General features: G+C 63.8%; 16 protein-coding genes. 14 read left to right on the forward strand and 2 right to left on the reverse strand.

Translation table 11 applies throughout. The annotated features are described in order from the left end of the window. Positions 1-79 precede the first annotated feature (79 nt). The 6 genes from dapA (at position 80) to RHPLAN_RS19905 (ending at position 4370) form a co-directional block, all read left to right on the forward strand. Positions 80-970 carry a 4-hydroxy-tetrahydrodipicolinate synthase gene (dapA, locus tag RHPLAN_RS19880; protein WP_068021141.1) on the forward strand — a complete coding sequence of 297 codons (891 nt, stop codon included), beginning with the start codon at positions 80-82 and terminating at the stop codon, positions 968-970. 132 nt (positions 971-1102) lie between these two features. Next, positions 1103-2239 (forward strand): alpha/beta hydrolase, encoded by a 1137-nt coding sequence (locus RHPLAN_RS19885; protein ID WP_068021144.1) that lies wholly within the window; start codon positions 1103-1105, stop codon positions 2237-2239. Positions 2240-2304: 65 nt separating this feature from the next. Further along, on the forward strand, positions 2305-2778 hold the full coding sequence (smpB, locus tag RHPLAN_RS19890; protein ID WP_068021146.1) for an SsrA-binding protein SmpB: 474 nt from the start codon (positions 2305-2307) through the stop codon (positions 2776-2778). A gap of 9 nt (positions 2779-2787) precedes the next feature. Next, on the forward strand, positions 2788-3483 hold the full coding sequence (locus RHPLAN_RS19895; RefSeq protein ID WP_068021148.1) for a DJ-1/PfpI family protein: 696 nt from the start codon (positions 2788-2790) through the stop codon (positions 3481-3483). 17 nt (positions 3484-3500) lie between these two features. Further along, entirely contained in the window at positions 3501-3887 is a 387-nt protein-coding gene (locus RHPLAN_RS19900) for a VOC family protein (protein ID WP_068021150.1), read from the forward strand. A 9-nt stretch (positions 3888-3896) separates the two neighbouring features. Continuing rightward, on the forward strand, positions 3897-4370 hold the full coding sequence (locus tag RHPLAN_RS19905; RefSeq protein ID WP_068021151.1) for a hypothetical protein: 474 nt from the start codon (positions 3897-3899) through the stop codon (positions 4368-4370). Between the two features lie 10 nt (positions 4371-4380). On the opposite strand, the gene RHPLAN_RS19910 is transcribed toward RHPLAN_RS19905, so the two are convergent. Together RHPLAN_RS19910 and RHPLAN_RS19915 are read right to left on the reverse strand one after the other, a co-directional pair. Beyond that, entirely contained in the window at positions 4381-5022 is a 642-nt protein-coding gene (locus tag RHPLAN_RS19910) for a uracil-DNA glycosylase (RefSeq protein ID WP_084245237.1), read from the reverse strand. Between the two features lie 45 nt (positions 5023-5067). Continuing rightward, positions 5068-5724 carry a LabA-like NYN domain-containing protein gene (locus RHPLAN_RS19915; protein WP_068031549.1) on the reverse strand — a complete coding sequence of 219 codons (657 nt, stop codon included), beginning with the start codon at positions 5722-5724 and terminating at the stop codon, positions 5068-5070. Positions 5725-6027: 303 nt separating this feature from the next. On the opposite strand from RHPLAN_RS19915, the gene rpoZ reads away from it, so the two are divergent. From rpoZ to RHPLAN_RS19955, 8 genes are all read left to right on the forward strand, one after another. Further along, positions 6028-6426 carry a DNA-directed RNA polymerase subunit omega gene (rpoZ, locus tag RHPLAN_RS19920; protein WP_068021155.1) on the forward strand — a complete coding sequence of 133 codons (399 nt, stop codon included), beginning with the start codon at positions 6028-6030 and terminating at the stop codon, positions 6424-6426. Positions 6427-6752: 326 nt separating this feature from the next. Further along, positions 6753-8951, forward strand: coding sequence for a RelA/SpoT family protein (locus RHPLAN_RS19925; RefSeq protein ID WP_237179867.1), 2199 nt, complete (start codon positions 6753-6755; stop codon positions 8949-8951). Between the two features lie 38 nt (positions 8952-8989). After that, positions 8990-9751, forward strand: coding sequence for a pyridoxine 5'-phosphate synthase (locus tag RHPLAN_RS19930; protein ID WP_068021158.1), 762 nt, complete (start codon positions 8990-8992; stop codon positions 9749-9751). 30 nt (positions 9752-9781) lie between these two features. Continuing rightward, complete coding sequence (gene acpS, locus RHPLAN_RS19935; protein ID WP_068021159.1) at positions 9782-10192, forward strand: holo-ACP synthase; 411 nt, start codon at positions 9782-9784, stop codon at positions 10190-10192. A 233-nt stretch (positions 10193-10425) separates the two neighbouring features. Then, positions 10426-11181 carry a signal peptidase I gene (gene lepB / locus RHPLAN_RS19940; RefSeq protein WP_068021161.1) on the forward strand — a complete coding sequence of 252 codons (756 nt, stop codon included), beginning with the start codon at positions 10426-10428 and terminating at the stop codon, positions 11179-11181. Further along, positions 11178-12095 (forward strand): ribonuclease III, encoded by a 918-nt coding sequence (rnc, locus tag RHPLAN_RS19945; protein WP_084245239.1) that lies wholly within the window; start codon positions 11178-11180, stop codon positions 12093-12095. Before lepB ends, rnc begins: the two co-directional genes overlap by 4 nt. Then, positions 12088-13023 (forward strand): GTPase Era, encoded by a 936-nt coding sequence (era, locus tag RHPLAN_RS19950; protein WP_068021162.1) that lies wholly within the window; start codon positions 12088-12090, stop codon positions 13021-13023. The genes rnc and era overlap by 8 nt, the downstream gene beginning before the upstream one ends. Next, entirely contained in the window at positions 13020-14078 is a 1059-nt protein-coding gene (locus RHPLAN_RS19955) for a hypothetical protein (RefSeq protein ID WP_157100376.1), read from the forward strand. Before era ends, RHPLAN_RS19955 begins: the two co-directional genes overlap by 4 nt. The last annotated feature ends 21 nt before the right edge of the window (positions 14079-14099 follow it).

Below are 14099 nucleotides of genomic sequence, written 5' to 3' on the forward strand. Positions count from 1 at the left end.
CCAAGCGGGTATTTCCTGTTATCTTAGCGTCACGCGGTCGGCCGTCGGGGCCGCCCCAATCAGTGGATCGAGGACTGCCATGGCTGCCAAGACGAGATTTCGGGGATCTTTCACCGCGCTCGTCACACCGTTCAAAAACGGTGCGGTCGATGAAAAGGCGTTCCGCGAACTGGTCGAGTGGCAGATCGCCGAAGGCACCAACGGCCTTGTTCCGGTGGGCACCACCGGCGAAAGTCCGACGCTGTCTCACAAGGAACACGAGCAGGTCGTCGAGTGGTGCGTGGACCAGGCCAAGGGCCGGGTGCCAGTGGTTGCGGGCGCGGGCTCGAACTCGACCGCCGAGGCGGTCAGCCTGTCGAAGCATGCCGAGAAGGCCGGCGCCGATGCCGTGCTGATCGTGACGCCGTACTACAACAAGCCGACCCAGGAAGGGCTCTATCAGCACTTCAAGGCGATCAACGACGCGATCGGCATTCCGATCATCATGTACAACATTCCGGCGCGCTCGATCGTCGACATCAACGTCGACACCATGAAGCGGCTTTACGAACTCAAGAACGTTGCCGGCGTGAAGGACGCCACCGCCAACATGGCGCGCGTCTCGCAGCAGCGCGCCACGATGGGCGAGGACTTCAACCAGCTCTCCGGCGAAGACATCACGGCGCTGGGCTTCAACGCCCATGGCGGACACGGCTGCATCTCGGTGACGTCGAATGTCGCGCCGAGGCTCTGCTCGGAATTCCAGGCCGCCTGCCAGAAGGGCGATTATGCAACGGCGCTCAAGCTGCAGGACAAGCTCGCGCCGCTGCATCAGAACCTGTTCGTCGAGACGAGCCCCGCGCCGATCAAGTACGCCATGTCGCTGATCGGCAAGTGCGAGAATTCGGTGCGGCTGCCGATGGTGCCGGCCTCGGAGAAGGCTCAGGCCGCGGTGCGCGAAGCGATGGTGCATGCGGGCTTGATTAACTGAGTTTGGCAAGCCGTTGCGATGAGGTGAGAGCCGGGCTGAGAAGCCCGGCTTTTCATTTTGACGGGCCGACACCCCTTCCGGCGGGCCGGACCGAGACGCTACGATGCATGCTCAGCCCGAGGGAGGCATGCCATGAAACGGCTTCGGATCGCGACAGCAGCTGTCGTCGCTTTGCTTGCAAGCGCCGCCGCGTCAGCCGACGAGCCGCTGGTGCTGGCGCGCGACGGCTTCATGTATGTCGGCGGCAAGACCATGCAGTCCGAAGGACGCGAATACATCTACGGCCAGATGTATGTCGAGATCCGTATTCCGGCGAAGCAGACGCATCCTTATCCGATCATCATGGTGCACGGCGGCTCGATGTCGGGCACCAACTACACCGGCACGCCGGACGGCCGCGAGGGCTGGGCGCAATACTTCGTGCGCCAGGGCTATGCGGTCTACGTGGTCGATCAGCCCGGCCGCGGCCGCTCGGGCTTTCTCACCGTCGCGACCGGGGTGATGCAGAACTCCGCGCGCAACAATTCAGCCTCCCGCTTCGTCTCGCAGGAGAAGTTCAAGCTCTGGCCTCAGGCTGTGCTGCACACGCAGTGGCCCGGCAACGGGGAGGCAGACGATCCGGCGACGTTGCAGCTTGCCATGAGCCAGTTGCCGGCGATCAAGGACTTCGACAAGCAGCAGCCGCTGGTGCGCGATGCGCTGATCGCGCTCATCGATAAGATCGGGCCATCGATCCTGATGACCCACTCGCAGGGTGGCGCCTTCGGCTGGCCGGTCGCGGATGCGCGGCCCGACAAGGTCAAGGCGATCCTGGCGATCGAGCCCAACGGCCCGCCCGGCCGCGAGTTGAGCTTCATCGGCGCGCCGGATTATTTCAAGGAAGGCAAGCTCGCGCTGGCCTACGGCATCACCTCGGTACCGCTCACCTATGCGCCGCCGCTCGCGGACCCTGCCGAACTGAAATTCGTCAAAGAGGACAAGCCCGACGGGCCAGGGCTCGCCACCTGCTGGAAGCAGGCCGAGCCGGCGCGACAACTGCCCAATCTGCAGAAGATGCCGGTCATGGTGCTGACGTCGGAGGCCTCGTATCACGCGCCCTATGACCACTGCACCGTGAAGTTCTTGCAGCAGGCGGGCCTCAAGCCGAGCTTCATTAAACTCGTGGACCTCGGCATCAAAGGCAACAGCCACGTCATGATGCTGGAAAAGAACAATATGCAGATCGCCGCCGTGATCGCGGACTGGCTGGACAAAACATTGAAGGAATAGGCGGCGGTCATTGACCCGGACGGCCGCATTTGGTCGATTGCGGCCAAACGCCTATATCAACGCCGATGGCCGCAAAACCCGAATCCAAATCCAAGCTCGTGTCCGAGAATCGCAAGGCGCGGTTCAACTATGCGATCGACGAAGTCTTCGAGGCCGGCGTGGTGCTGACCGGCAGCGAGGTCAAATCGCTGCGCTCGGGCAAGGCCAGCATCGCCGAAGCCTACGCGGCGACCCGGGACGGCGAGTTGTGGCTGATCAATTCCAATATCACCGAATACAAGCAGGCCGGCCAGTTCAACCATTCGCAGAAACGGCCGCGCAAGCTCCTGTTGCACAAGCGGCAGATCAACAAGCTGATGGGCGCGATCGACCGTGAGGGCATGACGGTCGTGCCGCTCAAGATCTATTTCAACGACAAGGGCCGCGCCAAGGTCGAGATCGCTCTCGCCAAGGGCAAGAAGCTGCACGACAAGCGCGAGACCGAGAAGAAGCGCGATTGGTCGCGCGAACGGGGCAGGCTGTTGCGAGACAAGGGATAGGAGCAGGTCATGGCTGAACGGCTGATTGGCATGCTGATCTTCCCAAGGCTCACCCAGCTCGACATGACCGGGCCGTATGAGGTGCTGGCGCGGGTGCCGAACACCAAGGTGCATCTCGTGGCGAAGAGTCTCGCGCCGGTGAGGACCGACCGCGGCATGGAGATCGTGCCAACCATCACGCTCGACGATTGCCCGCAGCTCGATCTGATCATGGTGCCGGGCGGGCCCGGCCAGCAGGACTTGATGGAAGACCACACGGTCCTCGAGTTCCTGCAGAAGCAGGCGCGCGGCGCCAGATACGTCACCTCGGTCTGCACGGGCTCGCTGGTTCTTGGCGCTGCGGGCTTGCTGAAAGGCAAGCGCGCCACCTGCCACTGGGCCGCAATCGACCATCTGAAGCTTCTTGGCGCTATTCCGGTGAGCGAGCGCGTGGTGATCGACGGCAATGTCATTACCGGCGCGGGTGTGGCCTCAGGCATCGATTTCGCGCTCAGGGTTGCGGCCGTGCTCGAAGGCGAAGAGGTCGCGCGGCAGATCCAACTTCAGATCGAGTACGATCCGGCTCCGCCGTTCAACTCGGGCTCGCCGAAGACCGCGCCTGCGGAGATCACCGCGCTGCTGCGCAACCGCCTCGCCACGCTGAATGAACAGCGCCGCGAGGTCGCGGCCCGCGTCGGCAAGAAGCTCGGTGTGCCGCAAGCGTAACGAACGGGGAGCAGCCGATGCCCATTCCGACCAAGCTCGATCACCGCGTGATCCATGTCTCTGACTGGGATCGCTCCAACGCGTTCTATCGCGACGTGATGGGCGCTGAATTGGTGCAGCGACCGGTCGGCTGGGCCTATCGGTTTGGCGACAAGCAGCTCAACGTCCATGGTCTCGGTGTGAAACCCGCCGAAGTGGCGCGGCTGCCGGTGCAGCCCGGCAACAGCGATCTCTGCTTTGAATGGGATGGACCGATCGACGACGCGGTCGCTCATCTGAAGCGGCACAACATTGCGGTCGAGGCCGGCCCGATGAAGCGTTTCGGCGCCAAAGGCGAGGGGACCAGCGTGTACTTCCGCGATCCCGACGGTTCGCTGATGGAATTCATGTCGTACCGGCGCTGAGGCGAGACCATGGGGCGGCTGACGGGAGCGTGGATCGCCGTGGGTCTGGTGCTGTGGCCGGTGGCTGCGAGCGCAGACGTGGTCTGGACGGTGTCGAAGAAAGACGGCCGCTCTTACCTCTCCGGCATGCCGAACGAGGCTGAAGTCGATAACGAGTTCTGGGCCCGTTGCCGCGCCGACGGCGCGATCGACGTGGGTGCCGCGGCTGAGAGCCATGTCGGCAAGGGTGGCGGCGAGGCCGTGACGCTCAGATTTGCGAGTGGATTGAAACGCGCGACGCTGACCGGCGTGTCGCGGCATAGCGAGGACTTCGAGATGACCGGCGGCGTGGAGCTGCGCGCCACGGTGTCGCGAGACCATCCGGTGTTCGCGGTGCTGGGCAATGGCAGCAAGGTTGCGGTTTCGGGGCCAATCAAGCCACTGACCTGGCCGACCAAAGGCCTAAAGACTAAGATCGCGGCCTTTCTGAAGGCCTGCCGATAGCGGAAGCGCGTTAGCCGTCGAGATGCCTGCGGACCGCGGCGAACACGGCGCGGAACATCTTCGGCGTCAACACCCCGGTGTTCGTGTTGTAGCGCGAGCAGTGATAGCTGCTGAACAGTGAGATATTGCCGAGTACGGCCGTACCGCCGTGGCTGAAGGGCGCTGCGGCCCGCTTGCCGTCCAGGGCTTTGACGGCGCTCTCATGTGCAATGCGGCCCAGCGCCACGATCGCCTTGAGCTTTCGCATCTCGGCGATGGTCGGTTTGAGAAAGTCGCGGCAGGTGTTGATCTCGGCCGGAGTCGGCTTGTTCTCCGGCGGCACGCATCGCACCGCGTTGGTGATCCGCGCGTCGACGAGTTCGAGACTGTCGTCGGGGCGAGCCTCGAAGGTGCCACGGGCGAAGCCGTACTCCTTCAGCGTGGCATACAGCAGATCGCCGGCGTAATCACCCGTGAACGGCCGTCCGGTGCGGTTGGCGCCCCGAAGGCCCGGCGCAAGCCCGACGATCAGAAGCCGCGCGTTGGCGGAGCCAAACGACGGCACGGGCGCGTTGAACCAATCGGGTTCGCGCGCCCGCCAGGTTTCACGAAAGGCGACGAGTCTCGGACAGTGCGGGCAATCGTGGCCGGCTTTCGACGTCGGGCCGGCCATGACTGCCATCAAGCCTGTGAGGACCGCGGGACGGCTCGCGTACGTTTAGTCTTCGAAGTCGTCCGCGGCGCCGACCGGCGCGCGCTGCGGCCCGGGGGCGCGTTGCAGGAACTGCGGCGTATGCTGCTGCGCTCCGCCACGCGGCTCGCGCGGTTCCCGAGCCGGACGTTCCGAGGGGTCGCGGCCGACCTTCGACTGCAGCTCTGCAATGTCCAGGAACACGTCGGCCTGGCGTCGGAGTTCGTCGGCGACCATCGGGGGCTGAGTCGAAATTGTCGACACAACCGTAACGCGCACGCCGCGGCGCTGCACCGACTCGACCAGCGAGCGGAAGTCGCCGTCGCCGGAGAACAGGACCATGTGATCGATGTGCGGCGCGAGCTCCATCGCGTCGACCGCAAGCTCGATGTCCATGCTGCCCTTCACCTTGCGGCGGCCGGTGCTCTGGTCTACGAACTCTTTGGTTGCTTTCGTGACTACTGTGTAGCCGTTATAATCCAGCCAATCGATCAGGGGGCGGATCGAGGAATACTCCTGATCCTCGATCACAGCGGTGTAGTAGAACGCGCGCAGGAGATTGCCGCGCGATTGGAACTCACGGAGCAGCCGCTTATAATCAACATCGAATCCCAGCGATTTAGCGGTTGCGTAGAGGTTGGCGCCGTCGATGAACAGCGCAATTTTCTCGACCTGTGCAGACATCATTCCTCGCGAAAGTCATTCCTCCGCCTTGTGGGCGGTGCCCGGTGGTGGAGCCGGGTGGTTGATTTTGACCGTGGTAATTGGAATCGACCAGCAAATTGCCGCGCAAATGCGGGCGTTGTCGTCCCAATGTCACAATCTGCTCTGAAATTAAAGTCGGTATGCCAGTTATAGGGTGTCGTGTCACCTGACAAAACTATCGAATGGGGTTCCGACAAGCCCTCGGCCTTGCGCTTTTAGTCGCAGGACGCTAGGTACCAGCCAATATTTCACGACAACGTTACGTTGCAGGAGCAGAGCCGCATGGCCCGTGTGACCGTTGAAGACTGCATCGACAAGGTTCCGAACCGCTTTGATCTGGTGTTGTTGGCCAGCCATCGCGCTCGGATGATCTCGTCCGGTTCGCAGATCACCGTCGATCGCGATAACGACAAGAATCCCGTGGTGTCGCTGCGCGAGATCGCCGAGACCACGGTGTCGCCGGAAGACCTCCAGGAAGATCTGATCCACTCGCTGCAGAAGTACGTCGAGGTGGACGAGCCAGAGTCCGACAGCGTGCCGCTGATCGCGGGCTCGGGCGGCTCGGTCGATGCCGACGATACCGAGGTTGCGGTCGAGCACATGAGCGAGGAAGAGCTGCTCAAGGGTCTGGAAGGGCTCACCCCTCCGGAAGAGCAGCCGGAGCCGGACGACGCGGAATAACGCGTCCGCACCCTGGCGGATATCGTGATGGCCCGGCCGACCGCCGGGCCATTTGCTTTTTGTGAACCCGTTCCGATGCTTGGCCTTGCGAGGGTGTGGAAGCCTCGTGATATCCTTAAATGAGACAGAGGCCGCCGGGCTCGTTTTGCGACAATGAGGTTCCAAAGCAGCCGGCGGCCGCGGCTGCTGGACCTATGGCGCAATCGAAGACCGATCTGCCGCGGATGCAAAGCCCAGCGAGGGTCCGGCCCTTGCTCGAGCGAAGCACGAATGTCGTTGGACAAGCCATTGTTGAACCTGAAAAAAAGAAAAAACCCGCCGCGATCATGCGGCAGTATGACCTGATCGAACGGGTCCGCCGTTACAACCCCAACACCGACGAGGCGCTGCTCAACCGCGCCTACGTCTACGCCATGAAGGCCCATGGCGAGCAGAAGCGCGCCTCCGGCGACCCGTACTTCACCCATCCGCTGGAAGTCGCGGCGATTCTGACCGATCTCAAGCTCGACGATGCCACGATCGCGGCGGCGCTCCTGCACGACACCATTGAGGACACGCCAACCACCCGGGCCGAGATCGACCAGGTGTTCGGCCCGGACATCGGCCATCTGGTCGAGGGGCTGACCAAGCTGAAAAAGCTCGACCTCGTCTCCCGCGAGGCCAAGCAGGCCGAGAATCTTCGCAAGCTCTTGCTGGCCATCGCCGACGACGTGCGGGTGCTGCTGGTCAAGCTCGCCGACCGCCTGCACAACATGCGCACGTTGGAGTACATGCCGGCGGAGGGCCGCGCGCGCATCGCTCAGGAGACGCTCGATATCTATGCGCCGCTTGCCGGCCGCATGGGCATGCACCATCTCCGCGAGGAGCTGGAGGATCTGTCGTTCCGTCAGCTCTATCCCGAGGCCAACAACCTCGTGCGCGAGCGGCTCGATGCGTTGGCGGCCCGGCAGAGCCATCTCATCGCCGAGATCGAGCAGCAGCTCACCCGCAAGCTCGTGGATTCGGGCACCGAAGCGGTCGTCACCGGCCGGCGCAAGCGGCCTTACTCGATCTGGCGCAAGATGGAGCGCAAGTCGGTCGGCTTCGAACAGCTCTCCGACATTTTCGGATTCCGCGTCATCGTCAAGACGCTGCGTGAATGCTACCGCGCGCTCGGCATCGTCCACACCACCTGGCCGATGGTGCCAGGCCGCTTCAAGGACTACATCTCGACGCCCAAGCAGAACGATTACCGCTCGCTGCACACCACGGTGATCGGGCCCGGCAAGCAGCGCGTCGAACTGCAGATCCGCACCCAGGAGATGCACGAGATCGCCGAATACGGCATCGCGGCGCATGCGCTCTACAAGGACAGCAAGGATTCGCCGTCGGACATGCTGTCGCGCGAATCCAATGCTTATGCCTGGCTGCGCCGCACCATCGAATTGCTGGCCGAAGGTTCGAACCCCGAGGAATTCCTTGAGCACACCAAGCTCGAGCTGTTCCACGACCAGGTGTTCTGCTTCACGCCCAAGGGCAAGCTGATCGCGCTGCCGCGCAAGGCCACGCCGATCGATTTCGCCTATGCGGTTCACACAGACGTCGGCAATCATGCGGTCGGCTGCAAGATCAACGGCAAGATCGCGCCGCTGGTCTCCGAACTCAACAACGGCGACGAGGTCGACATCATCACGTCGCCGGCGCAGGAGGCGCCGCCGTCGGCCTGGGAATCCCTCGTGGTCACCGGCAAGGCGCGGCTTGCGATCCGCCGGGCCACGCGCAACGCGGTGCGCGTGCAATACGCCGAACTCGGCCGGCGCATCGTCGAGCGGCTCTGCCAGCGCGCCAAGCGCGAATATTCGGACGAGAAGCTGACCGGCGCGCTGCCTCGGCTCGCGCGCGCCAGCATCGACGACGTGTTCGTTGCGGTCGGGCGCGGCGAGATGCGGCCGTCGGACGTCGCTCGCGCCATGTATCCCGACTACAAAGAGGAGCGGATTTCGCCGGTGCCGCCGCCGAAATCCGAGGCCGGGTGGTTCGGCCTCAAGAAGGGCAAGGCGGTTCAGTTCAAGGTGCCCGAGGCCGATCAGGCGTCTTCGATCCCGATCCGTGGCATCAATTCCGATCTGCCGGTTCGCTTTGCGCCGAATGGGGGCGCGGTCCCGGGAGACCGCATCGTCGGCATTCTGACGCCGGGCGAGGGGATCACAATCTATCCCATCCAGTCGCCGACACTGAAGGACTTCGAGGACGCGCCGGAGCGCTGGCTCGACGTGCGCTGGGACATGGACGAACGCAGCCCGCAGCGCTTTCCCGCCAGGATCGCCATTCAATCGCTCAACGAGCCCGGCACGCTGGCGCAGATCGCCACCGTGATCGCCGAGAACGACGGCAACATCGACAACCTCAGCATGAAACGGCACTCGCCGGACTTCACCGACTGCACCATCGATCTCGAGGTCTACGACCTCAAGCATCTCAACGCCATCATCTCGCAGCTTCGCGCCAAGAAGGTTGTCGCGGCAGCCGAGCGGATGATGGGGTGACGCAACTCGTGATTTTCACCTAGCAACAGGACACCAACGTGCCCGCGGCCTTGCCCCTCCGCCTCGGCGTCAACATCGATCACGTCGCCACCATCCGCAACGCGCGCGGCGGGCGGCATCCCGACCCGGTGCGCGCCGCGATGCTGGCGATCGAGGCAGGCGCCGATGGCATCACGGCGCACCTGCGCGAAGACCGCCGTCACATCACCGACGACGATATTGCGCGGCTGAAGGCCGGTCTGACCAAGCCGCTCAATCTCGAGATGGCCGCGACCGACGAGATGGTCGGGATCGCGGTGCGAACGCGCCCGCACGCGGCGTGCCTGGTCCCTGAGCGTCGCGCCGAGCGCACCACGGAAGGCGGCCTCGATGTGGCGGGACAGCGTGCGGAACTCAAGCCGCGGATCGCCAGGCTCCGCGAGGCGGGCATCCGGGTGTCGCTGTTCATAGCCCCGGAGCCCATTCAGATCGAGGCTGCGGTGGCGCTTGGCGCCCCGGTCATCGAAATCCACACCGGCGCCTGGTGCCATGCGCTGCTCGACGGCGACAAAGCTGCTGCCGAACGCGAATGGCAGCGCATCCGCACAGGCGCCACGCTCGCCCGGGGCCTCGGCCTCGAAGTGCATGCCGGCCACGGCCTCGACTATGCCAGCGCCGAACTGATCTCGGCGCTGCCGGAGATTTTCGAGCTCAACATCGGCCATTTCCTGATCGGCGAGGCGGTGTTCACCGGGCTCGCACAGACCGTCCAGGCCATGCGCGCCGCGATGGATCGCGGCCGCGCCAGGCTGGCTGGATGACCGCCACTGGATGATCGCCATGGGCATTTCATGATTCTCGGCCTGGGTTCCGACATTTCCGACGTCCGCCGTGTCGCCAAGGTCATCGAGAAGCACGGTGATCGCTTCTTGACCCGCGTGTTCACCGACACCGAGCGCGCCCGTGCCGATCGCCGGAAAAACCGGGCCGAGACCTACGCCAAGCGTTTTGCCGCGAAGGAGGCCTGCGCCAAGGCGCTCGGCACCGGCATTCGCGATGGCGTGTGGTGGCGCGACATGGGCGTGGTCAACATGCCGTCGGGCCGGCCGACCATGAAACTCACGGGCGGGGCGCTCAAGCGGCTCCAGGCGATCACGCCGGCCGGCCACGAGGCCCAGATCGACCTCACCATCAGCGACGAGGGACCTATGGCGGTGGCCTTCGTCATCATCTCGGCGGTGCCCGCCGTGCCGAAACCATAAGTTCCGCGACGCGACTCAGTGAGGCGGGCGCATGGTATAAATATCCCGTGATGGGGTGTGGTTAGGGCGTGCGCCGCCGTTCACCGAGGGCAACCGTCGGGCCGGGTTAAATTCCTGAAACAATGGATGAAATTTAATCCGCCACGTGCCCATGGGGCGCTGGTCCGGTTCATTGCGCATGAATGGGGCAGCCGCTAAAAGGCTGCGGGGCACTAGCCAGGGACGTGAGGCGGATGAGTGTGACCAGCGGCACCAAGCGCAAAGAAGGCGGCCTCGGCGAATTCATCCGGCTGCTCGTTCATGCCGGCATCATCGCGCTGGTCATCCGGACATTCTTTTTTCAGCCGTTCAACATTCCGTCCGGCTCGATGAAAGCGACGCTGCTGGTCGGCGACTATCTGTTCGTCTCGAAATACTCCTACGGCTACAGCCACTATTCACTGCCGCTGTCACCGAATCTGTTCTCCGGCCGCATCGGAGCTTTCAGCAAGCCATCGCGCGGCGATGTCGTGGTGTTCCGTCTGCCCAAGGATGACAGCACCGATTACATCAAGCGGGTGATCGGCCTGCCGGGCGACAAGATCCAGATGATCGACGGCGTGCTGCACATCAACGGACAGCCGGTGCAACGCGAGCGCGTCGACGACTTCATCGATGAGGAAGAGGGGCGCCGTCCCGTGCGCGTGCGCCGCTGGAAGGAGACGCTGCCGAACGGCGTGAGCTACACGACGCTCGACCTGCCGTACAATCTTCAGTCGGACAACACCGAGGTCTACGAGGTGCCGCCTGACAACTACTTCATGATGGGCGACAACCGGCACAACTCGACCGACAGCCGCTTTCCGCAGGTCGGCTACGTGCCGTTCGAGAACATCGTCGGCCGCGCCCAACTGATCTTCTTCTCGGTCTACGAGGGCGAGCGTGCCTGGGAGATCTGGCGCTGGCCGTTCTCGGTACGATGGGGCCGGTTGTTCACGTTGGTGCGATGAGCAGGCGAGGGGCGAAGTCAGACAACGCATCCAAAACGGCGCAACGCGACAGCGAACGCGCCGCATCGACGACGTCGGTTACCAAGTCCGCGGACAGCAAAGCCGCGCAAGCAAAAGCCGCTGAGACCAAAGCTGAGAGCAAGTCCGCGGAAGACACGCCTGCGGACGTCAAACTCGTCCGGCGCAAACGAACAAACCGCGGGCTGCGACAGCGATCGGAATCGGCGTCTGCGCTGGAAAAGACCATCGAATATCGCTTCAAGGACCGCGACCTGCTTGAGCGTTCGTTGACGCATATTTCCGCGATGGCCGGAGGCAGCCGTGCCAATTCCTATCAGCGGCTGGAATTCCTCGGCGACCATGTGCTGGGGCTGATCATCTCGGACATGCTGTTTCAGTCCTTCGTCAAGGCCGACGAAGGCGAACTGTCGCGGCGGCTCGCCGATCTCGTCCGCCGCGAGACCTGCGCGGATGTGGCGCGCGAGATGCAACTTGGTGAGGCGATCCGGCTCGGCGCTTCGGAGGCCAATGCCGGAGGCCGCACCCGCACCGCGATTCTGGCCGACGTCTGCGAGGCGGTGATCGGCGCGGTCTATCTCGACGGCGGGTTTCCCGCTTCGGTGAAACTCGTCGAGAAATTCTGGGGCGAGCGGATGCGCGTGCCGGCAAAGCCGCTGCGCGATCCCAAGACCATGCTGCAGGAATGGGCGCAGGCGCGCAGCCTGCCGACGCCGGCCTACAAGGAGGTCGAGCGCACTGGGCCGCACCACAGCCCGGTGTTTCGGATTTCGGTGACTCTGCCGGACCGCGAACCGGCCGAAGGCATTGGCCGATCCAAGCGCTCGGCCGAGCAGGCCGCGGCGGAAGCGCTGCTCAAGCTCGTCGGCGTACTGACGGATCGTCCCAATGCCTGAGCATACCGAGAGCGCGGTCCAAGACACGAACCAGCCCACCCGCTGCGGTTTCGTCGCGTTGATCGGCGCGCCGAACGCCGGAAAATCGACGCTGACCAACGCGCTGGTCGGCAGCAAGGTCGCGATCGTTTCCCCCAAGGTGCAGACCACCCGCACGCTGGTGCGGGGCATCGCCATGGAAGGGCCGGCGCAACTCATCTTCATCGACACGCCGGGGATCTTTTCGCCACGGCGCCGGCTTGATCGGGCCATGGTGACGACCGCTTGGACCGGCGCGCACGACGCCGACGTTGTCGCGGTGCTGATCGATGCCAAGAAAGGCCTCGACGACGAGGCCGAAGGGATCATCGGGAAGCTCGACGAAGTGCGGCAGCCGAAGGTTCTGATCCTCAACAAGGTCGACCTTGTCGACAAGGAGAAGCTGCTGGGTCTCGCGCAAGCGCTCAATACGAAGGCCAGGTTCGACACGACCTTCATGATCTCCGCGCTGAGCGGCGACGGCGTCGCCGACGTGCGCAAATGGCTCGCCGGGCATGTGCCCGAAGGCCCGTGGCACTATCCCGAGGACGAGGTTTCGGATGCGCCCGTGCGCATGCTCGCCGCCGAGATCACCCGCGAAAAGCTTTATCTCAAGCTCCATCAGGAACTGCCGTATCAGTCGACGGTCGAAACCGAGACCTGGACCGAACGCAAGGACGGCTCAGTGCGGATCGAGCAGACCATTTTCGTGGAGCGTGAGAGCCAGCGGAAGATCGTGCTCGGCAAGGGCGGCCAGACCATCAAGGCGATCGGCGAGGCGGCGCGGCGCGAACTCGCCGAGATCATCGAGCAGCCGGTCCATCTGTTCCTGTTCGTCAAGGTGCGCGAGGACTGGGGCAACGATCCAGAGCGCTACCGGCAGATGGGTCTGGAATTTCCCAAGGAATGAGTATGGCGCTCCGCACCGCAGCCGCCGCATTGCTTCTGCTGTGCGCAGTGGGTGCGGGATGGGCGCAGGACGGCGGCCGCCAAGCGCTGCAGACCAATGAGGCCGATATCGGCGGGTTGCGGCCAGCGGGATCGCTTGCGACGGCCGACATCGCCGCGGTGTTCTCTTACGTGCTGAACGCCCTTCCGGAGCGGGTGAACGTCCTGCCCACGGAGAACTACTACTACGTGCGTTTCGTGCGCGACGGCGTGCGCTATGTCGGCAACATCCGGCTGGCCGCGGCGGACCGCGACCAGGGCAAGGTGAACTTCTCGTATAGCGAAGAGCCCACCGATTGGAACAGCGAGCCTGAAGAGCGCCACGAGGCTTTCGGCTCCGACAAGGGCGTCTCTGTCGAGAAGCTTTCGCCGCTTGAGTATCGTGTGTCGCGCGCCGGCAAGAGCGTCACCTTCGCCCTTAACGATTTGTCGAAGGTGAAGCCGCCCGCAGGACTTCTTGCAGCTGATGAGAAATTCTTAGGGCCGGTGTTCGACGAATCCGGCATCCGGTTCTTCCTGGTGTTCAACACGCGGCTGAAGATCTTCCATTTCGTGCTCGATGAGACCGAGCCGGTCGCAGATGCCTTCTTTCCCAGCAAGATCACGACCCAGATCGAAATCGGCAAACGCACCGGCTTTGCATTCTACGTCGCGGGCAGCCGGAAGATTCTGATCGGCGCGAGCGAGCGGCAGTCGCGGCTCAACACCTATCTCGATGGCCCCTTCGACCAGCTGCCGGAGAACTTCATCGCCGGCGACGAACTGCGCGACGCCGAGATTGCCGCCGAGCCCGGCGTGAAGGGGCACATCGACCGTCTCGGCAATTTCGACAACGGCGAGGGGCGCTTTCTGATCCATCCCTACATGCTTTACCGCGAGCTGGCCGATCTCGCGGTGTTTCAGCGTTGCGTCACGTCGCCGAGGATCAAGCCGGGCGACCGGCCGCTTTGCTTCGTGATCGATGATGAGGAGGCGCAGCGGAAACATCCGCGGCCGCGGGCGCTGACGAGGCGTTGAGCGCCGCCGGTGTTCCAAATC

The organism is Rhodoplanes sp. Z2-YC6860 (assembly GCF_001579845.1).
Taxonomy (GTDB): Bacteria; Pseudomonadota; Alphaproteobacteria; order Rhizobiales; family Xanthobacteraceae; genus Z2-YC6860.